The sequence below is a fragment of the Bradyrhizobium sp. 27S5 genome, assembly GCF_037217225.1.
GTDB classification, from domain to species: domain Bacteria; phylum Pseudomonadota; class Alphaproteobacteria; order Rhizobiales; family Xanthobacteraceae; genus Bradyrhizobium; species Bradyrhizobium septentrionale.
In genome coordinates, this window is sequence record NZ_CP147714.1 from 8482717 (window position 1) to 8505344 (window position 22628).

A 22628-nucleotide genomic window follows, 5' to 3' on the forward strand; every position below is an offset into this window, starting at 1 on the left:
AAAATTCATGCGAGATGCACGTCACGACGCAAAACAACTGCATTCAGGAGTGCGCGACGCGACGTGCGATGCAGATGATTTGGTTAGGACAGGCTGACGTCCCTATCGTCTTCGAGCAGACGCGCGAGGAATTCGCGCACATCGCTCGGCCGGTCGAAATGTCCGGCGACGCCGGTTGCGCGGCGGCCGACGGAGAATGCGAGACCATTGAAATCGGGCATGATGCCGAACACGGTCTCATCGGTAACGTCGTCGCCGATAAAGAACGGGCGGCGTCCCCTGAACGGCTCATGCGTCATCAGCTCGAGCACACCGGTCGCCTTGGTGAAGCCGGAATTCTTGATCTCGCAGACACTCTTGCCCGGCAGCACCTCGATCGGCGCATTCGGCAGCTCGGCGCGGATCAGCGACACCGCTTCATAGATCGCCTTCTCCGCATGCGGCGCCAGCCGATAGTGCAGCGCCAGCGAATAGCCCTTGTCCTCGAGCAGAATGCCAGGGCTGAGCTTGGCGATCGCGGCGAGACGGCGCTTCAATTCCTTGTCCAGCGGCGGCGCGTGCGCGGCGACCGCCTCGCTGTCCGGCTGCAACCGCATCTCGGCGCCATGGCCGCCGATCGCGGGAAACTGGTCGGGCGCGAAGATCAGGTCGATGTCGTTGAGCGAGCGGCCGCTGACCAGCGCCAGCGCGCCGTTGGTGCGCTCATGCAATCGCTTCAGCGTCGTCGACAACTCCGGCGGTACCCAGACCTCGCGCGGCGTCGGCGCGAAATCGAGCAGCGTGCCGTCGATATCGAGCAGCACCGCGGTCTGTCGCAGCGGCGGGATCAGCGACGCCGGCGCCGGCGCCGGCACGCTGTCGGTCGCGTGGTCAGGGGTGATATCATCATCCACAGGCATTTCGGCCAAATCATGCTTCATCCTAGTCTACTCCACAAATGCCAGTGGTCGCGCGACAGATTCGAGCGATTTTCGCTCGGCCGCGACGGCATAGCGCCACGCGACGGCTGCGGCGACCATCATGAGTGCCGACCCCAGGAGGTAGCCGGCGAACACGCTGCTGCGCGATCCGGTGTCGATCAGCGCGCCGAACAGCGCCGGCCCGATCACGCCGCCGATGCCGGTGCCAACGGCATAGAAGACGGCGATCGCGAGCGCGCGGACCTCCAGCGGAAACGTCTCGCTGACGGTGAGATAGGCGGCGCTCGCCGCCGGCGACGCAAAGAAGAAGATCACCATCCAGGCGATGGTCTGGGTCTGCGCGCTCAACACGCCGATCGAGAACAGATAGCCGGACAACGCAAGCAGCACGCCGGAGATGCCATAGGTCAGCGTGATCATGGTGCGGCGGCCCACCGTATCGAACAGGCGGCCGAGCAGCAGCGGGCCGAGGAAGTTGCCGGCAGCGAAGGGCAGGATGTACCAGCCGACATGGCTGGCGGCGATGCCGAAGAAATCGGTCAGGATCAGTGCGAAAGTGAAGAAGATCGCGTTGTAGAAGAAGGCCTGCGCGGCCATCAGCGTCAGCCCGACCAGCGAGCGCTGCCGATAGGTATAGAACAGCGTCACCGCGACCTCACGCAACGGCGTGTGATCGCGCATCCGAATCTTGATCTTCTCAAAACCCTCGCTCGACTGCTCGTGGCCCAGCGCGGAGGTCTCGATATCGGCCACGATCCTGTGGGCTTCTTCGGGGCGGCCATGGATCATCAGCCAGCGCGGACTTTCTGGAATCCACATCCGCATCAGCAGCACGAAGAGGCCAAGCACCGCGCCGGTGAAATAGGCGATCCGCCAGCCGTGGTCCGGCGCAAGCAATGCGGGATCGAGCAGGACGATCGCGCTCAGCGCGCCGATCGCGGCGCCGATCCAGAAGCTGCCGTTGATGACGAGATCGGTCCAGCCGCGATAGCGCGCCGGCACCAGTTCCTGGATGGTCGAGTTGATCGCGGTGTATTCACCGCCGATGCCGGCACCGGTGAGAAACCGAAACAGCGCGTAGCTCCCGACGTTCCACGACAGCGCGGTCGCAGCGGTCGCCGAGAGGTAAACCGCAAGCGTGATGAAGAACAGCTTCTTGCGCCCGATCCGGTCGGTGAGCCAGCCGAAACCGAGCGCGCCGAGCACGGCGCCGGCGAGATAGGCGCTGCTGGCGAGGCCGACATCGGCGTTGGTGAAGTGCATCGTCGGGCTGTCCTTCAGCGCGCCCGACAACGCACCGGCCAGCGTCACTTCGAGCCCGTCGAGAATCCAGGTGATGCCGAGCGCGAGCACGACGCGGGTGTGGAAGCCGCTCCAGGCGAGATTGTCGAGCCGAAGCGGGATCGAGGTCTCGATGACGCGGTCGTCGCTCTGTGCAACTGGCGACGCAGTCCCGTCCGTCGTTTTCGCAGAGCTCAATTGTGTCCGCTGCAAGTTCATCAGATTGGACCAATGAGAAAAACCCCGGAACGATGTGTTCCAAGGTTCACTCTCCCAGGATTGCGGCAAACGGTGTGCCCGCCACGCGACGTCAACGCCGCAGGCCGGCCAGGGTTCCCGCAATGCGGAAAAGCAAGGAAAACAGCCGCATCGCTGAAAACAGTTCGGGCGGGATTGATTTCGTCTCCCTGGCAGAAGCAATTAATTTCGTCGTCCCGGCGAAGGCCGGGACCCATACGCCGCGGCCATGGCAATGGGCGCGCGGCGAATTGCACGTACAACAATAATGAGTGGTGGTTATGGGTCCCGGCCTGCGCCGGGACGACGATAATTGATAGGCCAGCGCGCTTACGCCGCGCGGATATTCGCCATGAAGCGGTCGAGCTCCTCGCGCAGCCGCGAGCTTTCGACCGACAGCAAGCGTGCCGAGTTCAGCACCTCTTCGGAGGCCGCTCCCGTCTCGGTGGCGCCGCGGTTGACCTGGGTGACGCTCGATGCGGTTTCCTGGGTGCCCTGTGCGACGTTCTGCACGCTGCGCGCGATCTCCTGCGTTGCCGCGCTCTGCTGCTCGACCGAGCTCGCGATGTTGGTCGCGATCCCGGAGATCTGCCCGATGGTGCCGCCGATCTCCTTGATCGCGGCGACCGATTCCTGGGTTGCAGCCTGCATGCCCGAGATGTGGCTGGAGATCTCGTCGGTGGCCCTGGCGGTCTGGCTCGCCAGCGACTTCACCTCGGAGGCGACCACCGCGAAGCCGCGGCCCGCATCGCCCGCGCGGGCGGCCTCGATGGTGGCGTTCAGCGCCAGCAAATTGGTCTGCTCGGCGATCGCCGTGATCAGCTTGACCACGTCGCCGATCTCCTGCGCAGCACGCGAGAGCTTGCCTATCCGCGCATCGGTCTGCTCGGCTTGACGCACGGCGGAATCGGCGATCTGGCTGGATTCCTTAGCGCGGCGGCCGATCTCGTCGACGGATGCGGACAATTCCTCGGTCGCCGAAGCCACCGACTGCATGTTGCTGGAGGCCTCCTCGGAGGAGCCGGCGACCTGGCTGGACAGGTTCTGCGTGGTCTCCGCAGTCCGGGTCAGCGTGCCAGCGGCCGACTCGAGCTGCACGGCGGAAGCCGACACGTTGGAAACGATCGCGCCGACGGCGGATTCGAATTCGTCGGCAAACCGAATCAGCTCGGTGCGCCGCGCCGCGGCGCTCGCCTTGTTCTGCGCTTCCTGGGTCGCGGCATCGCGCTCGGCCTTGGCGACCGCCTGAACCTTGAATTCCTCCACGGCGCCGGCCATCTCGCCGAGCTCGTCACGGCGGCCGAGGCCGGGCAGCACGACATCGAAATTGCCCGCCGCAAGTTCGCGCATCGCCGCACACATCGCCGCGATCGGCCGCGAAATGCCCTTGCCGAGCAGGAACGCCCAGACCAGCCCGAGCACGAAGCTGCCGGCGGCGAGCATCAAGATCAGCTGCTCGGTATCGCCGATCATCGTGTGCGATTCACTTTCAAGCCGCTTCTGGTCGGCAAACAGATCGGACTTCATCGCCGCCGCGCCCTGGCTGATCGCGGCCGCGGATTCCGTCATCTCGATGGTCAATTCGTCGATCGACTTCGCATTGGCGATCAGCTTGGCGAGCGCCTCGCGATATTCTTCGAGCAGCGCAGTGATTTCCTTCACCCCTTGCGTGATCCGCTCGTTCTGCGAGGTGATCCCCTTCACCAGATTGTCGGCGAATTTCAGCCGGGCCAGCGCGCTGGAGGCGACGGTCTTGTCGCCGTTGACGACGAAGGTGTTGACCGCCCCGGTGATCGACTGCAGCTGGTCGGCCACCTTCTTGGCGCCGAACTGGATCGACTGCAGCTCGGAATCATCGGCATTGCTCGGGAGGTCGTCGAGCTTGTAGCGCATCGAGGTCGCGCTGCGGACCAGCCTGTTCTGCGCGGTCTGCGCGCTCTCGTCCTTGATCCGGACGATCTCGGCAAAGATCTTGGTGAAGGCGCGGAATTCACGCTCCAGCTTGGTGATCTGCTCGAGCCGGGCCGGGTAGGTGGTGCCCTTCATCGACGCCATGATGGCGTCCTTCAGGCTGGCTTCGGCGGCGAGCGCCGCCTTGGCGTCGTCCTCCTTGCCGGTCGCGACGTAGTAGCGTGCCAGCGAGCGATAGGAGATCAGTTCGCGGTCGATGTTGCGGGCGAGATCGGCTTCCGCGACGCTCTGGCGATAGGAGCCGACGCCGGCGGAGACCCGCTCGAAGCCCATATAGGCGAAGCCCATGGTGGCGGCCGAGAGCGCCAGCGTGACGGCAAAGCCGAGCATGATCTTGGCGCGGAATCTGAGGGTCGGGAACCTGATCGAGAGCGATCTCTTGAGTCCCGGCATTCCACCCCCCGTCTTCATTCTGAAAACCACGCGGGGTCCGGCAGCAACCCGCCCCAGACCCCGGAGGGCAAAACTAAGGCAGAATCGATAAGGCCCGGTAAATGGGCAACAAGTTCGCCTGAATCGGCACGCTACTACCTTGGTCGGGCCAGGAGGGTGGGCTTGGTGATTGACGCGCGGGACCGGCCCGATAGTTTAGAACCGATCAAACCTGTCCCTGCCCGGGCCAGGAGAACACATCGGGAGGTGTCCCATGTCATCGCGTCGACCGGCGCCGTTGGCGCTTGCGGCGAGCGAAGCTGCCGGCAAAGTCCGGCCAATGACATTCCCCCTCACGACCTAGAATTTATCGGCGGGCCTGACCGCAACCAATCGCGGCATGGCCCGTATGCCCTTACGACCCGCGCTGCCTCAACCGGCCGCGCCAAGAAAAGCAAAAGATTCTGGTCAGGGAGAACGCCTTTGGCGAAGGAGTACGGCAGCGCCACCGACAGCATTGTCGTGGTGCAGGCAAAGACCGACGGGCCGCGGCAAGCAGCCGACGAGATCGCGCGCCAATTGGCGTCAGCTGATCTCGCGATGCTCGTGGTGTTCGTGTCGCCGTTCTATGACCCGCAGGAATTCATTGCCGAACTGTCCCGCCGGATGCCCGACGTTCCGATCTTCGGCTGCACCACAGCCGGCGAATTGTCGCCCGGCGGCTGGGACGAGGACAGCGTCGTCGCGATGGGCTTCAACGCAGCCGATTTCGTCATCGCGGCGCGGCCGCTGTTCGACCTCGCGACCTTCAGGGTCGATCATGGCCGCTCGATCTGCACCGAGTTGCAAAACGAATTCGCGCAACGGACCGAGCATTGCGATCACACCGAGGATTCCTTCGGACTGCTCTTCATCGACGGCATGTGCCAGCGTGAGGAGACCATCATGTCGGCGATCTATGCAGCGCTCGGTGACATTCCGGTGGTCGGCGGCTCCGCCGGCGACGGCCTGCGCTTCGAGAAGTCCTGGGTGTTCCATGGCGGCGAGGCCCATACCGACGCCGCCGTCCTGATCCTGATCCGGACCCGGCTGCCGTTCCGCCTGTTCAAGTGCGACCATTTCGAGCCGACCTCGACCAAGATGGTGGTGACCGAGGCTGATACCGAGCACCGTATCGTCAAGGAATTGAATGCCGAGCCGGCCGCGCTGGAATATTCCCGCGCCGTCGGCCTCAGCGACAGCAAGCTCGAATTGTTCTCCTTTGCCGCGCATCCGGTCCTGGTCCGCGTCGGCGGCGCCTATTACGCGCGGTCGATCCAGCGCACCAATCCGGACGGATCGCTGCAATTCTTCTGCGCCATCGACGAGGGCATGGTGCTGACGGTGGCGCGCGAGCGCGATCCGATCGACGTGACCAGCCGCCTGCTCGAGGAGCTGACCGAGGATCTCGGCGAGGTTTCGATGTTCATCGGCTTCGAATGCGTGCTGCGCCGGCTCGATGTCGAGCAGCGCCAGCTGTCGCGAGAGATGTCGGAGCTCTATCGCCGCAACAAAGTGATTGGCTTTCAGACCTATGGCGAGCAGTATCGCTCCATGCATGTCAACCAGACGCTGACCGGCATCGCCATCGGCAAGCGGGCTGTCGCGCCGCAATGACCGACACCAAGACCACGCGAATTGCGACGCTCGAACGCGAGGCCGAGAAGCTGCGCAAGATCAACGCGGCGCTGATGTCGCGCGTCGAACGCTCGACCGATCAGCAGCTCAACGCGTTCTCGCTGTTCGAGACCGCGATTGCGCTCGATCAGCAGGTCCGCGACCGCACCAAGCAGCTCAAGCAGGCGCTGCAATCGTTGGAAAAGACCAATGGACGCCTGCTGCAGGCCAAGCAGCAGGCCGAGGCGGCAAGCTCGCTGAAATCATCGGTGCTGATTTCGGTGACCCACGACCTGTTGCAGCCGCTGAACGCGGCACGGCTGACGCTGTCTGCGCTCACTGAAATGGCAACCGAGCCCAAGGGCGTCGCGCTGACCGACCAGATCGACCGTTCGCTGGCGACGCTCGAGGACATGCTGCGGACGCTGCTCGACATCTCGAAGCTCGATGCGGGCGTGCTCCGGCCCGAGTTCGGCCCGGTCGCGATCGCCTCGCTGTTCGAGCCGCTGGAGCAGGAATTCGTGGCGACCGCCGCCAAGCGCAACCTCGGCTTCCGGATCATGCCGTCGTCCGCGGTGGTCCGCTCCGATCCGCTGATGCTGCGCCGGATCCTGCAGAACCTTGTGGCCAACGCGCTGCGCTACACCCAGCGCGGCACGGTGCTGATGGGATGCCGTCTCAAGGGCGACGATATCTGCATCGAGGTGCACGACACCGGGCCGGGCATCCCGGAAGCCCAGCGCGAGGCCATCTTCGTCGAGTTTCAGCGCGGCGAAGCCAGTGCCGGCGACAAGGCGGGTATCGGGCTCGGCCTTTCGATCGTGCGGCGGTTTGCCGACCTGCTCGGCCATGACATCAGGCTGAACTCGCGCGCCGGCAAGGGCTCGGTGTTCTCGGTCACCGTGCCGCGCACCCTCGATCCGGTTGCGATCCCGGTGCGCGAGCAGGCCAGCGTCGACTATCGCTATGGCGGCATGGAGGGCGCAAAAATCCTGCTGATCGAGAACGACCTCTCGAGCGCCGAGGGTCTCGCCCACCTGCTGGAGAAATGGGGCTGCGACGTCGCGGTGACGATCTCCAAGACCGAGGCGCTGGAGCGCATCCACGCGCTCGACGGCATTCCCGACGCCATCATCGCCGATCTGCACCTCGACAATGGCGAGACCGGCATCCAGGCCGTCGACGTGATCCGCGGCGAGATCAACGCCAAGGTTCCGGCGATCATCGTGACCGCCGACTACTCGGCCAAGGCCGCCTCCGACGTGTCGGCCTACGGCCATGAGCTGTTGAAGAAGCCGATCAAGCCCGCCGAGATGCGCTCGCTGCTGTCGTTCCTGCTCGCGGCGGAGCAGTCGGCGGCGCGGCTATGAGGAGGCATCGCGCGACGGCGAGGCCGTCACCGGCGCGTGGTCGTGCTTGCCGAAGTCGAGCTTCGACATCGCGATGATCGCCTCGGTCCGGCTCCGCACGCCGAGCTTCCGCAGGATCTCCGAGACATGCACCTTCACGGTGGTCACCGAGATATCGAGCTCATAGGCAATGTGCTTGTTCTGCAGCCCGCGGCAGATCATGTCCAGCACGCGAAGCTGCTGCGCGGTGAACTGGCCGAGATGCTGCATCAGTTCGCGCGTCTCGGCCTGGCCCTTCCGCGCGGCGGCGGTGTCGCGGAAGCGGGTTGGCAGGCACACCGCGCCTTCGAGGATGCCGCGCAACAGCCGCGCCAGCTCGACCTTCGGCGTCGACTTCGGGATGAAGCCGGAAATGCCGAGCGAGATCGCCCCGCCGATGATCCGGGAATCGTCATGCGCCGACACGATCACCAGCGCGCTGCGCGGCGCTGCGGCACGCACCCGGTAGGCGCCGAGCAGGCCCGTGGTCCCGGGCATCGACAGATCGAGCAGGATCAGATCGAGGCCGTCGCGCGCGGCAATCACATCCAGCGCACCGTCGATCGAGGTCGCCTGCAGCACCTCGGCATCGGGAAACTCGGCCCCGATCACGCCGATCAGGGCGGCACGGAACAGCGGGTGATCCTCGACGATCAGCAGTCGAGGGGCACCCGCCTTGCCGAGCGGCGGCTCGTCCGCCAGGGGCGCGGTCGTGGTCAATGCTGCGCCGTCCTCCCTCGGATCGCTGATGACAGCCATTGTGCGCACGAGGTTATCCCAAAGCCGACCGGCAGCCTATAGGGGCGACCTTCAATGCGCGTGCCTCGCAGTGCAGCAAGCCTACTAGGTGGTGTGGACACTTATCGCATCCATAAGACGATGGCTGCGAGAGTGACGACGGCCAGGTAATTTCGGGCGGTCTTTTCGAAGCGGGTTGCAACGCGGCGGAACTGCTTGAGCTTTGAGAAGCAGCATTCGACGAGATGACGCTGGGCATAGAAATGCTTGTCGAGTGGATATTTGAGCGCCCGTGACGGGTTGTTGGGGATCACGGCGAGCGCGCCTTTGGCGGCGATGGCTTGGCGCAAGTGATCGGCGTCATAGGCCGTATCGGCCATGACGACCTCGGCGGATAAGCCTTCGATCAATGCGGCGGCTTGCGGTGCATCGCCCTTCTGACCTGCGGTAAGCGTGAACCGCACCGGACATCCCAAGCCTCGAACGGCCATATGTATCTTGGTGCTCAGGCCGCCGCGCGAGCGGCCGATCGCTTGATCTTCCGCTTGATCTTCAGACCCCCCTTTTTGGCGCCGGCGGCGTGCTGATGCGCCCGAACAATGGTGGAATCGACGATCAGATATTCGAAGTCCGGATCATCGGACATCGCCTCGAAGATCCGCCACCAAACACCCTTGATGCTCCATCGACTGAAGCGCCGGAACACGCTGTTCCAGTCCCCAAACACCTCCGGAAGATCGCGCCAGGGAGACCCCGTACGCACGATCCACAGCACACCTTCCACGAACATCCGGTTGTCGCGCCCGGTGGAGCCCTTCTGATCGGGGCGCCCTATGATCAGCGGCGCTATCCGCTCCCACGCCGCGTCGCTCAATACCAAACGGTCCATCACACCCAAGGCGGCCTCCCCAAAAGCAGCCTTGAATCTGATTTGCTCCTAAAAGGGAATCCTTAGAGTCCACACCACCTAGGGCGCCTTCTCCGCCTTCGTGCCCACGCAGGTGTCGGGGACGGGAAGCGGGATCTTGCCGAGCTCGATGATCGCCTTGTTGCGGCTGAACAGCTTCAGCTTGCGCAGGATCTCGGTCACATGCGCCTTCACGGTGGATTCAGCGAGCTTGAGCTCGGAGGCGATCTCGCGGTTCTGCAGGCCGCGGATGATCAGATGCAGCACGCGAATTTGCTGCGGCGTCAGCTTCTGGATCCGCTCGCGCAGCGTCCGCGCCGTCTCGGATTGGTCCAGCGCGCCGACCGCGACGAAATCCCGCGGCGCCGAGACCGACCCGCTCAGCACCCGCGCGATCGCCTGCGAGAGCTCGCCGAGCGAGGTCGACTTCGGCAGATAGCCGACCGCGCCCATCTCCAGGGCCTCGCGGATGGTGTGCTTGTCCTCCTCGCTCGAGACGATGGCGATCGGCAGCCGCGGATAGCGATCCCGGATCTTCTGGAAGCCGGAGAAGCCGACCACATCGGGCAACAGCAGATCGAGCAGCGCCAGATCGATATTCGGCTCGCTGGCGAGGACGCCGAGCGCCCCCTTGATCGAGGTGGCCTCATAGATCCGGGCATCCGGGTGCGAGATGCGGATGGCATTGCCAAGCGCCTCGCCAAACAGAGGGTGATCGTCGATGATCAGGAACCCCATCATGAGGACCCTCGCACTGCTAGAGCCATTTCCGTTCCGATTGAATCGGAACAGGGCTCTCGATTCATGTTCTGACGCGTTTTCTTCACGCGAACCGGTATCCACTTCGCTCGAAAACGCTCCAATCGCCGATGGCCGCGGCTAGTTCGATCCGCCGGTATCCTGCACGCTCTGCAGATAGGCATATACGTTTCTGAGCTCGTCGTCGCTGAAGACGTCCTTCCAGGCCGGCATGCCCTTGGCTGGCCGCCCGTCATGGACCGTCTTCCAGTAGGTCGATTCCATGTCGTCAGCATAGCGCTTCTTCAGCAGCCTGAGGTCGATCTTCCGCTCGGCCTGCACCGCGTCCGGGCCATGGCAATGGGCGCAGGTGCCGTTGAAGACCTCCCGCCCCGCCGTGGCATCCCCCTTGGCGTCGCCGGCGACAGCCGCGGTCTGAACCGGTTTCTCGGCCGCGGCCGCCTGCCCGACCGTGACGGGTTCGCCCGCCCCGACAGACGACGTCGTCGCCGGGGCCGCCTCGCCGAATTTCACCGGAGCACCGTTCGGCACACCATATTTGGCAAACAGCGCGGAAATCTCCGGCTGCAGCGACGGCAGCACGCCGTCGACCTCATCGCGCAGGGCGCCGGACGCCTTGGCGAAGCCGATCGCGGTCGCCCACACGAGGCCGTCGCCCTCGGTCGCCACGATCTGATATTTGTCGCCATAGCTGGTCTTGTTGAGCCAGCCCGCCACCGGCGCCCAGATGAAGGCGATGTCCACCTTGCCCTGGTCGAGCGCCGCCATGCCCTCCTCCGGGCTCAGCACGGTGACCTTCTGGATATCGTCACGCAGCGCGAGCAGGTTCTGCGGCGTCGACTGATACTGCACCGCAACCCGCAACCCCCTGAGGTCGTCGATGCCGGCCAGCTTGCGATCTTTGGTGCCGACCAGCGCATAGCCTTCATGGGCGATCGGCTTCGAGAAGATCACCGCCGGGCCCATGAAATCGTCGATCAGCGGCAGGCCGACCATGGCGTCGCACTGCTTGCTGAGCAGCGTCTCCCGCACGGTGCGCTTGCCGAAATAGGACTTGTACCAATTGGTGCTCACCGTGCGGCCGAGCTTTTGCGCCACCGCCTGGCCGATCTCGAGATAGAGGCCCGGCTTGCCGGGATCGTCGCTCGAGAACGGCAGATTGGTCGGGTCGGCGCAGAGCCGCAGCGGCGGCCTGGCCTCGTCCGCGCCGGCCGACAAGGCCGGCGCGAGCAGCGCGGTGGAGAGCAGCACGGTCCGGATCGCCTTTCCCAACTGGGCACTGCGCGCACATTTGGGCACTTCGTTCCGATTGATACAGGACACGGACAATGCTGCCTCCCTTGGACGATGCGTTACTGCAGGGCGAACACGAACAGCGAGCCGCCTTCGGGTGCTGCGGCAACCATCTTCTTGCCGATGTCACCGAGGAAGGCCGGCAGCGCCGCGGTGCGGCCGACCACGATCGCGACATACTGCTTGCCGTCGACCGAATAGGTCACCGGACCCGCGCCGATGCCGCTGCCCAGGTTCTTGCTCCACACGACCTTGCCGTTCTTGGCATCGATGGCGCGGAAGTCGCCGTGCAGATTGCCCGAGAAGACGAGATTGCCGCCCGTCGTCAGCGTGCCGCCGTTGAAGGGCAGGTCTTCCTTGATGCCCCACACCTTCTTGTTGGCGACGGGATCCCAGGCCACCAGCTCGCCGAGGAAGCCGCCGGGGCCTTCCTTGGTCGGGAATTCGGCGCCGAGATAGAACACGCCACGCTTGTAGTTCACGTCGCTGACCGACCAGTCCATGCAGACATTGTTGGTCGGGATATAGACCAGGCCAGTCTCCGGGTTGAACGACATCGGCTGCCAGTTCTTGCCGCCGATCAGGTTCGGGCAAATGTCCTTGGCGGGATGGCCGGGGCCCGGACGCTTGTCCGGATCCTCTTCCGCCCGCATCGTGTTGATGTCCCACTTCTTGGCCCAGTTGGCGAAGACATACTTCTCGGCCGAGATCATCTTGCCGGTTTCGCGGTTGGCCACGAAGAAGAAGCCGTTGCGGTCCGCCTTCATCAGAACGGGCGTTTCACTGCCCTTGATCTTCAGGTCGGCGAGCAGCAGCTCGTTGACGCCGTCATAGTCCCAGGCGTCGGCCGGCGTGCCCTGGATGTGCCACTTGATCTTGCCGGTGTTGGGATCGATCGCCAGCGTCGAGGCGGTGTAGAGGTTGGTCAGCTTGCCGAAATTGCCGTCGCCGGTGGAGCGCACCGCGGTATTCCACGGTCCCGGATTGCTGGTACCCCAGTAGACCGTGTCGGACTTGGCGTCGTAGGAGCCGACCAGCCAGGCGGCGCCGCCGCCATGCAGCCCGGTGTCGCCCTTCCAGGTTTCGCTGCCGGGTTCGCCGGGCGCCGGCACCGTGTAGGTCTGCCAGAGCAGCTTGCCGTCCTTGAGCGAGAACGCCTGCAACGAGCCGCGAACGCCGTATTCGCCGCCGCCGAAGCCGGTGATCACCTTGTCGCGAACCACGAGCGGCGGCGAGGTGATGACCGAGCCCTGCTTGTAGTCGACCACCGTCGAGGTCCAGAGCTCCTTGCCGGTCTCGGCGTCGAGCGCGGTCAGCTTGCCGTCGAGCCGGCCGACGAAGATCTTGCCGTCGGCGTAGGACACGCCGCGGCTGTTGACGTCGCAGCAGGCGTATTGAAGCACGTCATCGGGAATATCGGGCTGCCAGGTCCATTTGCGCGCGCCGGTCGCGGCATCGATCGCATAGACGTATTTCGGACCCCACGAGGTCGACACGTACAGTGTCTTGCCGATCACGACCGGCGAAGACTCGTTGGATCGCAGCGAAGCCAGCGACAGCGAGTAGACCAGCTGCAGCTTGCCGGCATTCTCGGAATTGATCTGCTTCAGCGGGCTGAAGCGCGTATTGCCGTAGTCATGGCCGGCGATCGCCCATCCGTTGGGATCGGACGCCGCCTTCACGACGGAATCATTGGCTCTCGACGCACCAATGCCTGCCATCACCATGGCGACCAGCGACACACCGGCAAAGAAAATCCCGCTCCTCAGCTTCATTGGCTTCCTCCAATATGGTTTCGTTGCCGCGATGGATGCATCGCGCGCGCGGATCGCTTCCCAATTTCATGAACCAGCGATCTCTGTCGCTGCGTCGGCGATGAGAATGACAGCAACGCTTTTGCGCCGTTATAGGCGGAAGGTAGTAGCAATCACGGCGACGATTTTCGGCACGTTGCGAGCACCGTCAGCCTGCCGAGAATCGCTTGCGCCGCAGCGCAATTTGATCGCGAAGGAGCGCGTCGCTGGCAGCTTGCAAATTGCTCATTGAACGGCCGCCTGCTAGGATCGAAAACACAGCCCGGCGCCTTCATGACAGGGCCGCGACTACGACTTTGATCGCGGTTACGCCCCACATGAAGCGTGATCTACTGGGCCCATAACGAAGCTATTGGGAGAAACGCGTGTCTACAGTCAAATTGACGGTAAACGGCAAGGCGGTCTCGGTCGACGTTGAGGACCGAACCCTCCTCGTGCACCTCTTGCGCGAAAACCTGAACCTCACCGGCACCCATGTCGGCTGCGATACCAGCCAGTGCGGCGCCTGCGTCGTCCATGTCGATGGACGGGCGGTCAAATCCTGCACCATGCTGGCCGGCCAGGCCGCGGGCTCCAACGTCACCACGATCGAAGGCCTCGCCAAGGGCGACGAACTGCACCCGATGCAGGCGGCGTTCCGCGACAATCACGGCCTGCAGTGCGGCTATTGCACCCCCGGCATGATCATGTCCGCGGTCGATATCGTGCACCGCCATGGTGGCAAGCTCGACGAGGAAACGGTTCGCCACGAGCTAGAAGGCAACATCTGCCGCTGCACCGGCTACCACAACATCGTCAAGGCGGTGCTCGATGCAGCCGGCCGCATGAAGGTCGCGCAGGCCGCCGAATAGCCGGCCCACGCAGCACACACGATCAAGCTCATCACCGCCAGTCTCGATGGAAACGGCGGCAAAACGAATCTCCGGTCGGGAGGACCAGACCATGGGTGTTGAAGGAATTGGCGCACGCGTCGTGCGCAAGGAAGATCGCCGGTTCATTACCGGCCAGGGTCGTTACGTCGACGACGTCAAGATGGTGGGCATGAGCTACGCTCACTTCATCCGCAGCCCGCATGCACATGCCAAGGTCAAGGGCATCGATTCAACCGAGGCCATGAAGATGCCCGGCGTGATCGCGGTGCTGACCGGGCAACAGATCGTCGACGACAAGGTCGGCAATCTGATCTGCGGCTGGGCGATCACCTCGAAGGACGGTTCGCCGATGAAAATGGGCGCGTGGCCGGCGATGGCGCCGGAAACCGTGCGCTTTGTCGGGCAGGCCGTCGCGGTCGTGATCGCCGAGACCAAGAACCAGGCCAAAGACGCCGCCGAAGCTGTCGTCGTCAATTATGAAGAGCTTCCCGCCGCAGCCGACATCAAGGCCGCGATCAAGCCGGGCGCACCCCAACTGCATCCCGAAGCCCCCGGCAATATCATCTATGACTGGCAGATCGGTGACGAAGCCGCGGTCGGCGACGCCTTCAGCAAGGCGGCCAATGTGGTGACGCTGGAACTCACCAACAACCGCCTGGTGCCGAACGCGATGGAGCCCCGCGCGGCGGTCGCGCATTACGATCAGGCCGAAGAGCACTACACGCTCTACACCACGTCCCAGAACCCGCACGTCGCCCGCCTCGTGCTGTCGGCGTTCTACAACATCGCACCGGAACACAAGCTGCGCGTGATCGCCCCCGACGTCGGCGGCGGCTTCGGCTCCAAGATCTACATCTATCCGGAAGAAATGGTGGCGCTGTGGGCCTCGAAGAAGGTCAACCGCCCGGTGAAGTGGACCGGCGACCGCTCCGAAGCCTTCCTCACCGACGCGCATGGCCGCGACCATGTCTCGAAGGCGGAAATGGCGTTTGACAAGGACAACAAGATCCTTGGCCTGCGGGTGAAGACCCATGCCAATTTCGGCGCCTATATGTCGCTGTTCTCTTCGGCGGTCCCGACCTATCTCTACGCGACGCTGCTGTCGGGCCAGTATGTGATTCCGGCGATCTACGCTGAGGTGATCGCCGTCTACACCAATACCACACCGGTCGACGCCTATCGCGGCGCAGGCCGCCCCGAGGCGAGCTTTCTGGTCGAGCGGATGATGGAGACAGCGGCGCGGCAATTGAAGGTCGATCCGACCGAGTTGCGCAAGAAGAACTTCATCACCACGTTCCCGTATCAGACGCCCGTCATCATGGCGTATGACATCGGCGACTTCCACGCCTCGATCGATGCCGCAATGAAGGCGATCGACTATGCCGGCTTCCCGGCCCGCAAGGCCAAGGCGAAAGCCAGTGGCAAGCTGCGCGGCATCGGCGTCTCCTGCTACATCGAGGCCTGCGGCATCGCGCCGTCGAAGGCGGTCGGCAGCCTCGGCGCCGGCGTAGGATTGTGGGAGTCGGCGGAGATCCGCGTCAATCCGGTCGGCACCATCGAGGTGCTCACCGGCTCGCACAGCCACGGTCAGGGCCACGAAACGACGTTCGCGCAGCTGATTTCAGAACGCCTGGGCGTCCCGATCAGCCAGGTCTCGATCGTCCATGGCGACACCGACAAGGTGCAGTTCGGCATGGGCACCTACGGCTCGCGCTCGCTCGCGGTCGGCGGCACGGCGATCGTGAAGGCGATGGAGAAGGTCGAGGCCAAGGCCAAGAAGATCGCGGCTCATGCGCTCGAAGCTTCCGAGAGCGACATCGTGATCGAGAATGGCGAGTTCAAGGTCACCGGCACCGACAAGTCGATCGCGCTGCCGATGGTCGCGCTCGCCGCCTACACCGCGCACAATCTGCCCGATGGCATGGAGCCCGGCCTGAAGGAGACGGCGTTCTATGACCCGACCAACTTCACCTTCCCGGCCGGCGCCTATATCTGCGAGCTCGAGATCGATCCCGGCACCGGCAAGACTTCCTTCGTCAACTTCGTGGCAGCCGACGACTTCGGCCGGCTGATCAACCCGATGATTGTCGAGGGCCAGGTCCATGGTGGCCTCGCGCAGGGCATCGGCCAGGCGCTGCTCGAAGGCGCGGTCTATGACGACACCGGTCAGCTCGTGACCGCGTCGTTCATGGATTACACCATGCCGCGCGCCGACGACCTGCCGTCGTTCCAGCTCTCCCACACCACGACGCTGTGTCCGGGCAACCCGCTCGGCGTCAAGGGCTGCGGCGAAGCCGGCGCGATCGGCGCCTCGGCTGCCGTGATCAACGCGATCACGGACGCCATCGGCAACAACAAGCTGGAAATGCCGGCGACGCCCGATCGCGTCTGGCACGCGATTCACGGTTGAGGGAGGAAGAGCCATGTACGAGACAAACTATCACCGCGCTTCCTCGGTCGCCGACGCCGCAGCCACGTTTGCCAAAGGCACGGAATCAAAATTCCTTGCCGGCGGACAAACTCTGCTTCCTGTGATGAAGCAGCGTCTCGCCGCCCCTTCCGACGTGATCGACGTCTCGAAGGTGCAGGAGATGATCGGCATCGAGGTTTCGGGCGACACTGTCACCATCAAGGCCGCGACGCCGCATTACGACGTCGCGCAAAGCGACGCCGTGCAGAAGGCGATCCCCGCGCTCGCCAATCTGGCGTCGATGATCGGCGATCCCGCCGTGCGCTATCGCGGCACGATCGGCGGCTCGCTCGCCAACAACGACCCGGCGGCGGATTATCCGGCGGCGGTGCTGGCGCTCGGCGCGACCGTCAAGACCAACAAGCGGTCGATATCGGCGGAAGACTTCTTCAAGGGCCTGTTCACGACGGCGCTCGAGGATGGCGAGATCATCACCGCGGTGTCGTTCCCGGTCCCGGCCAAGGCGGGCTATGCCAAGTTTCCGAACCCGGCCTCGCGCTTCGCGCTGACCGGCGTGTTCGTCGCCAAGACCAAGTCGGGTGACGTTCGGGCCACGGCAACCGGTGCGTCGCAAAGCGGCGTCATGCGTGTGGCGCTGATCGAGCAGGCGCTGAAGGCGAACTGGGCGGCCTCGGCGCTCGACAGCGTGACGATCCCGGCGAGCGGCCTGCTCGCCGACATCCATGGCTCTGCCGATTACCGCGCCAATTTGGTCAAGGTGATGGGACAGCGGGCCGTGACCGCGGCCGGCTGATAGCGCTTAAACACAAGTCGAGGGGCGGCGCGCAGCGATGCGCGCCGTTTGCGTTTTACCGGCGCTCCGTTTTACCGGCGTTCCAAGGCAAAAGGGCTTGCCACATCCCGCATTAGGCGAGACAATTTAGCTAATCAGCTAATTAAAAATACCGTCCCACGGACGGCTGGGAGAATGCATGAAGTGCGGCACCAAGCCCGCCGCAACAGCTCAGCCGCTTAACGCCCCACAACCAACGGAACAGCAACGTGCTCGATAAACCTGCCTCCCAGACCGCCGCTCGCGCCTCGGGCCCGCTCGCCGGCTTCCGCATCGTCGAATTCGCCGGCATCGGCCCCGGCCCGTTCGCCTGCATGCTGCTCGCCGACATGGGCGCCGAGATCATCACGCTCGACCGGGTCGGCGCGGGCAAGAATTTGAAGGCGGTGGCCACCCGCGGCCGCAAGGTGATCGAGCTCGACCTCAAGAACAAGGCCGCCATTGCCGAAGTGCTCGACCTGCTCGGCCATGCCGACGCGCTGATCGAAGGCTTTCGTCCCGGCGTGATGGAGCGCCTCGGGCTCGGCCCCGAAATCGTGCTCGCGCGCAATCCCAAGCTGGTCTATGGCCGCATGACCGGCTGGGGCCAGGAAGGCCCGCTGGCGAACGTCGCCGGCCACGACATCAACTACATCTCGATCACCGGCGCGCTGGCTGCGATCGGCACCAAGGAGAAGCCGGTGCCGCCGCTCAACCTGGTCGGCGATTTCGGCGGCGGCGCGCTCTACCTCGTGGTCGGCGTGCTCGCTGCGCTGCTGGAAGCGCAGAAGTCCGGCAAGGGCCAGGTGGTCGATACCGCGATGTGCGACGGCGCGGCGTCGCTGATGTCGATGTTCTACGACATGAGCGCGCAGGGCCGCTGGAGCGGCGGCCGCGACCAGAATTTCCTCGACGGCGGCGCGCATTTCTACGGCGTCTACGAATGCTCCTGCGGCAACTTCATCTCGATCGGCTCGATCGAGCCGCAGTTCTACGCGCTGCTGCGCAAGCATGCCGATCTGACCGACGCCGACTTCGACGCGCAGATGGACCGCAAGGCCTGGCCGGCGCTGAAAGAGAAGCTGGAACTTGTCTTCAAGAGCAAGTCGCGCGCCGACTGGTGCACGATCATGGAAGGCACCGACATCTGCTTCGCGCCGATCCTGACCATGGAGGAAGCCCCGAAGCATCCGCATATGGCGGCCCGCCAGGTGTTCGTCGAGCGCCACGGTGTCACCCAGCCCGCCCCCGCGCCGCGCTTCTCGCGCACGCCGTCTGCGATCCGGGAGCCGGAATTGGCGAGCATTGGGGATGTGACGGCGGCCTGGAAGGCGGGGAAATAATCTCGCTGTCGTCCCGGACAAGCGAGCGTAGCGAGCGCGGATCCGGGACCCACAACCCCGGAACGTCGTGGTGGCGCACGACCGTTCCGCGCGGGACTGCCCCCCGGAATACGCGATCAATTCCGCGGTATGGGTCCCGGCGTTCGCCGGGACGACACTATTGGCTGTGCGCTAGCGTGGCACGCTACGCTGTACCTACGCCGCGTGATCGACCTTCAGCACGCCGCGGCGGATCTGGTCTTCCTCGATCGATTCGAACAGCGCCTTGAAGTTGCCTTCGCCGAATCCGTCGTCGCCCTTGCGCTGGATGAATTCGAAGAAGATCGGCCCGATCGCATTGGCCGAGAAGATCTGCAGCAGCACCTTGGTCTGGCCGCCTTCGACCACGCCCTCGCCGTCGATCAGGATGCCGTTGCTCTGCAATCGCAGGACGTCCTCGCCGTGCTTCGGCAGGCGGGCGTCGATCCGCTCGAAATAGGTCTCGGGCGGCGACGGCATGAACGGCAAGCCGGACGAACGCAGCGTCTCGACCGTCGCATGGATATCGCGCGCGCCGCAGGCGATGTGCTGGATGCCCTCGCCGCGGTAGACGTTGAGATACTCCTCGATCTGCCCGGAATCGCCGGCGTCCTCATTGATCGGAATCCGGATCTTGCCGTCCGGGCTGGTCAGCGCGCGGGAGAACAGGCCGGACGCGCGGCCCTCGATGTCGAAGAAGCGGATCTGGCGGAAGTTGAACAGCTTGGCATAGAAGCCGGTCCAGACATCCATGCGGCCGCGATGGACGTTGTGGGTGAGATGATCGACATAATAGAGACCGGAGCCCGCGGGGCGCGGGTTGGCGGCCCCTAACCATTCGAACTCGGCATCATAGGCCGAGCCCTTGGCGCCGTAGCGATCGACGAAATAGAGCAGGCTGCCACCGATGCCCTTGATCGCGGGCACATCGAGCGTCTTCTCTGCGGATGAAACATCCGCCGGCTCCGCGCCGAGCGTAATCGCGCGCTCATAGGCCTGCTTCGCATCGACCACGCGGAACGCCATCGACGGCGCGCAGGGGCCGTGCGCGGCGACGAAGTTGAAGCCGTGGGTGCCCGGCTCCTCATTGACCAGATAGTTGATGTCGCCCTGGCGATAGACCGTGATCCTCTTGGTCCGGTGGCGAGCCACCGCGACAAAGCCCATCAGCTTGAACAGGGCGTGCAGCTCGCCGGGAATGGGGTGGGCATATTCGACGAACTCGAAGCCGTCGGTGCCCATCGGATTGTCGGCGCTGATCTCGGCTGGCGGCGCATCGTGCGGAAACGGACCCATGACGGTAACTCCCTGATTTGTCTGGAGATCAGTTTCCGTCATCTGCTGCGCAACGTGCGTGCAAAATGACCTTCGTTTTGCTAGGATCGCGCACGATCTGTGCATGAATTGGACATTTCACGCATGCCTGAAGTCGACGCCTTCGACCTCAAAATGCTCGCCGCGCTGCAAGATGACGGCCGGCTGACCAACCAGCAGCTCGCCGACCTGGTCGGGCTCTCAGCCTCGCAATGCTCGCGGCGCCGGATGCGGCTGGAGGAGGAGAAGGTCATCGCTGGCTACCATGCCGACCTCGCCGGCGAGGCGCTCGGCTTCGGCCTGATCGCCTTCATCCACATCACGCTCGCGACCCATTCGCCCGACAATGCCAAGCGGTTTCGCGAGCTGGTCAACCGCGTCGACGACATCCAGGAGGCCTACGCGCTGACCGGCGATGCCGACTACGTGCTCAAGGTGATGCTGCGCGACCTGAAGAGCCTGTCCGACATCGTCAACAACGTGCTGATGCCGCACCAGAGCGTCGCGCATGTGCGCTCCTCGATCGTGCTCGACCGGTTGAAGGAGAGCACCAAGCTGCCGCTCAAATCGCTACAGACGTGATGGCGCAAATCGAGGGAAATACGCCGTTCGCTTCTGTGGCGCGACTTGCGATTATTCCTTCAAAATTGAGCAAGAGAGACGATCATGGCGCTGCAGCTGCGACCGAACTGCGAATATTGCGACAAGGACTTGCCGCCGAGCGCTGTGGACGCGCGGATCTGCTCCTATGAATGCACGTTCTGTGCGGACTGTGCCGAGACCAAGCTCGGCAATGTCTGCCCGAACTGCGGCGGCGGGTTCGCGCCGCGGCCGATCCGCCCCGCCAAGCCGTGGCGGCCAGGCGTTTGCACGGTGAATCAGCCGCCGTCGGACAAGCGGGTGCACCTGAAATACAGCCTCGAGGATGTCGCGGAGAATACTTCACGGTTGAGGGATATCAGGCCCGAGGAGCGGTAAGGCTGCCCTGCTCTCGGGCTCCTTCCCTCTGAAAGGGGGAAGGTGGGATGGGGGTCAGCCGCGGGCGCCGGCGTCCGTGGAGAGAGCAGATCCCCGCCCGGTTTTGCCGCGCAAACCGACCTCCCCTTTTCTAGGGGAGGTGAAGCAGCGCCCGTGCGAATTACTCCGCCGCGACGATCGTTCCTTCGACCTCGCCAAAACCGACGCGATAGCCGTCGCCCTGGCACCAGCCGCGCATCACGAGCGAATCGCCGTTTTCGAGGAACGACCGCGTCACGCCGCTGGCAAGCTCGACCGGCTCGGTGCCGTTCCAGCTGATTTCCAGGAGACTGCCGCGCTGATGCTTTTCGGGACCGGAGATCGTGCCGCTGCCCAAGAGATCGCCGACATTCATCGCACAGCCGCTCGAGGCGTGATGCACCAGCTGCTGCACCGACGACCAGTACATGTATTTGAAGTTGGTGCTGCAGATCGTCTTCGCCTCGTTCATGGCGCCGGCGCGCAGCGCGACGTCGAGCTGCATGTCGTAGTTATTCGGCTGGGTCTGCTTCAGGTAAGCCAGCGGCTCCGGCTGCTGTGCCGGGCCCTGCATGCGGAACGGCTCCAGCGCCTCGCGCGTCACCACCCACGGGCTGATCGAGGTCGCGAACGCCTTGGCCTGGAACGGCCCGAGCGGCACATACTCCCATTGCTGAATGTCGCGCGCGCTCCAGTCGTTGAGGATGACGAAGCCGAAGATCATCTCCTCGGCCTGCTTCTCGGTCAGCATCTCGCCCATCGGCGATGCCTGCCCGACCACCACGCCCATCTCCAGCTCGAAGTCGAGCCGCTTGCACGCGCCGAAGCTCGGCACCTCAGCGGTCGGCGGCTTCAGCTGGCCGCGAGGGCGCCGGACCTTCGTGCCACTCACCACCACCGTCGAGGCGCGGCCGTTGTAGCCGATCGGCATGTGCAGCCAGTTGGGCTGCAGCGCATTGTCCTTGCCGCGGAACATGACGCCGACATTGGTGGCGTGCTCCTTCGACGAATAGAAATCGGTGTAGCCCGAGACGGCAAACGGCATGTACAGCCTGACGTCGGCCATCGGCACCAGCGCCCGCGCCCGCAACTCCCTGTTGTCGCGCAGCTCCGGATGGTCCGAGCGCAACAGCTCGCTGATCCGCGCCCGGGTCGCCGACCACACCTTTGGCCCGAGCGCCATGAAGGCGTTGAGCGAGGGCTGCGAGAACACGCCGAGCGGCCCGACATCGAGCCGGGAATCCTGCTCGAGCTCCCAGAGGTCGAGCACGAAGTCGCCGATCGCGACACCGACGCGCGGCGCGAGGCCGTCCTTCGACGAGAACACGCCGTAAGGCAGGTTCTGGATCGGGAAGTCCGAGGTGGGTGCGACGTCGATGAAGGAGCGGAGTTTTGGGTCGTTGGGGTGGGGCATCGCTTAGGCTCGTCCTTTCTTCCTTCTCCCCTTGTGGGAGAAGGTGGCGAAATCGACCGGAGGGAGATTGCGCCGGATGAGGGGTTTGTATCC

The 22628-nt window shown here is 64.3% G+C and carries 19 protein-coding genes and 1 pseudogene; 10 read left to right on the forward strand and 10 right to left on the reverse strand.

The window, feature by feature from the left end:
* Positions 1–83 precede the first annotated feature (83 nt).
* Both otsB and WDM24_RS39855 read right to left on the reverse strand, forming a co-directional pair.
* Positions 84–920, reverse strand: a complete 837-nt coding sequence (gene otsB / locus WDM24_RS39850) for a trehalose-phosphatase (RefSeq protein WP_338829594.1) — start codon at positions 918–920, stop codon at positions 84–86.
* Positions 921–926: 6 nt separating this feature from the next.
* The gene (locus WDM24_RS39855; protein WP_338829595.1) at positions 927–2420 is read right to left on the reverse strand and encodes an MFS transporter; all 1494 of its coding nucleotides are present in this window, start codon (positions 2418–2420) and stop codon (positions 927–929) included.
* A 122-nt stretch (positions 2421–2542) separates the two neighbouring features.
* Here WDM24_RS39855 and WDM24_RS39860 point away from each other — a divergent pair, with 122 nt between their 5' ends.
* Positions 2543–2707 carry a hypothetical protein gene (locus WDM24_RS39860; protein WP_338829596.1) on the forward strand — a complete coding sequence of 55 codons (165 nt, stop codon included), beginning with the start codon at positions 2543–2545 and terminating at the stop codon, positions 2705–2707.
* A gap of 61 nt (positions 2708–2768) precedes the next feature.
* Here WDM24_RS39860 and WDM24_RS39865 read toward each other — a convergent pair whose 3' ends face one another.
* Positions 2769–4802, reverse strand: a complete 2034-nt coding sequence (locus tag WDM24_RS39865; RefSeq protein WP_338829597.1) for a methyl-accepting chemotaxis protein — start codon at positions 4800–4802, stop codon at positions 2769–2771.
* A 462-nt stretch (positions 4803–5264) separates the two neighbouring features.
* Here WDM24_RS39865 and WDM24_RS39870 point away from each other — a divergent pair, with 462 nt between their 5' ends.
* Both WDM24_RS39870 and WDM24_RS39875 read left to right on the forward strand, forming a co-directional pair.
* Entirely contained in the window at positions 5265–6437 is a 1173-nt protein-coding gene (locus tag WDM24_RS39870) for an FIST N-terminal domain-containing protein (RefSeq protein WP_338829598.1), read from the forward strand.
* On the forward strand, positions 6434–7807 hold the full coding sequence (locus WDM24_RS39875) for a hybrid sensor histidine kinase/response regulator (protein WP_338829599.1): 1374 nt from the start codon (positions 6434–6436) through the stop codon (positions 7805–7807). The genes WDM24_RS39870 and WDM24_RS39875 overlap by 4 nt, the downstream gene beginning before the upstream one ends.
* Here the strand turns inward: WDM24_RS39875 and WDM24_RS39880 are convergent.
* The 5 genes and pseudogenes from WDM24_RS39880 to WDM24_RS39900 all read right to left on the reverse strand — a co-directional run bounded on the left by WDM24_RS39880 (position 7802) and on the right by WDM24_RS39900 (position 13249).
* Complete coding sequence (locus WDM24_RS39880; protein WP_338829600.1) at positions 7802–8584, reverse strand: response regulator transcription factor; 783 nt, start codon at positions 8582–8584, stop codon at positions 7802–7804. The genes WDM24_RS39875 and WDM24_RS39880 overlap by 6 nt on opposite strands.
* 101 nt (positions 8585–8685) lie before the next feature.
* Positions 8686–9461 (reverse strand): annotated as a pseudogene (locus WDM24_RS39885) (IS5 family transposase).
* A 69-nt stretch (positions 9462–9530) separates the two neighbouring features.
* A complete protein-coding gene (locus tag WDM24_RS39890) occupies positions 9531–10211 on the reverse strand; it encodes a response regulator transcription factor (RefSeq protein ID WP_338829601.1) in 681 nt (226 codons plus the stop codon).
* A gap of 138 nt (positions 10212–10349) precedes the next feature.
* Positions 10350–11501 carry a c-type cytochrome gene (locus WDM24_RS39895; RefSeq protein WP_338829602.1) on the reverse strand — a complete coding sequence of 384 codons (1152 nt, stop codon included), beginning with the start codon at positions 11499–11501 and terminating at the stop codon, positions 10350–10352.
* Between the two features lie 80 nt (positions 11502–11581).
* Positions 11582–13249 (reverse strand): PQQ-dependent dehydrogenase, methanol/ethanol family, encoded by a 1668-nt coding sequence (locus WDM24_RS39900; protein ID WP_338832527.1) that lies wholly within the window; start codon positions 13247–13249, stop codon positions 11582–11584.
* Here WDM24_RS39900 and WDM24_RS39905 point away from each other — a divergent pair.
* From WDM24_RS39905 to WDM24_RS39925, 5 genes are all read left to right on the forward strand, one after another.
* Complete coding sequence (locus WDM24_RS39905) at positions 13233–13568, forward strand: hypothetical protein (protein WP_338832588.1); 336 nt, start codon at positions 13233–13235, stop codon at positions 13566–13568. The genes WDM24_RS39900 and WDM24_RS39905 overlap by 17 nt on opposite strands.
* A 133-nt stretch (positions 13569–13701) precedes the next feature.
* Complete coding sequence (locus tag WDM24_RS39910; protein ID WP_024583646.1) at positions 13702–14187, forward strand: (2Fe-2S)-binding protein; 486 nt, start codon at positions 13702–13704, stop codon at positions 14185–14187.
* A gap of 91 nt (positions 14188–14278) precedes the next feature.
* A complete protein-coding gene (locus WDM24_RS39915; protein ID WP_338829604.1) occupies positions 14279–16618 on the forward strand; it encodes a xanthine dehydrogenase family protein molybdopterin-binding subunit in 2340 nt (779 codons plus the stop codon).
* A gap of 13 nt (positions 16619–16631) precedes the next feature.
* Complete coding sequence (locus tag WDM24_RS39920; RefSeq protein ID WP_338829605.1) at positions 16632–17432, forward strand: xanthine dehydrogenase family protein subunit M; 801 nt, start codon at positions 16632–16634, stop codon at positions 17430–17432.
* Positions 17433–17680: 248 nt separating this feature from the next.
* Positions 17681–18793 (forward strand): CaiB/BaiF CoA-transferase family protein, encoded by a 1113-nt coding sequence (locus tag WDM24_RS39925; RefSeq protein WP_338829606.1) that lies wholly within the window; start codon positions 17681–17683, stop codon positions 18791–18793.
* Positions 18794–18988: 195 nt separating this feature from the next.
* Here WDM24_RS39925 and hppD read toward each other — a convergent pair whose 3' ends face one another.
* Positions 18989–20107: a 4-hydroxyphenylpyruvate dioxygenase gene (gene hppD / locus WDM24_RS39930; protein WP_338829607.1), complete on the reverse strand. Its 1119-nt coding sequence runs from the start codon at positions 20105–20107 to the stop codon at positions 18989–18991.
* Between the two features lie 123 nt (positions 20108–20230).
* On the opposite strand from hppD, the gene WDM24_RS39935 reads away from it, so the two are divergent.
* Both WDM24_RS39935 and WDM24_RS39940 read left to right on the forward strand, forming a co-directional pair.
* Complete coding sequence (locus WDM24_RS39935; RefSeq protein ID WP_166213366.1) at positions 20231–20707, forward strand: Lrp/AsnC family transcriptional regulator; 477 nt, start codon at positions 20231–20233, stop codon at positions 20705–20707.
* A gap of 84 nt (positions 20708–20791) precedes the next feature.
* A complete protein-coding gene (locus tag WDM24_RS39940) occupies positions 20792–21103 on the forward strand; it encodes a DUF1272 domain-containing protein (protein ID WP_338829608.1) in 312 nt (103 codons plus the stop codon).
* A gap of 160 nt (positions 21104–21263) precedes the next feature.
* Here WDM24_RS39940 and fahA read toward each other — a convergent pair whose 3' ends face one another.
* A complete protein-coding gene (gene fahA / locus WDM24_RS39945) occupies positions 21264–22535 on the reverse strand; it encodes a fumarylacetoacetase (protein ID WP_338829609.1) in 1272 nt (423 codons plus the stop codon).
* Between the last annotated feature and the right edge of the window lie 93 nt (positions 22536–22628).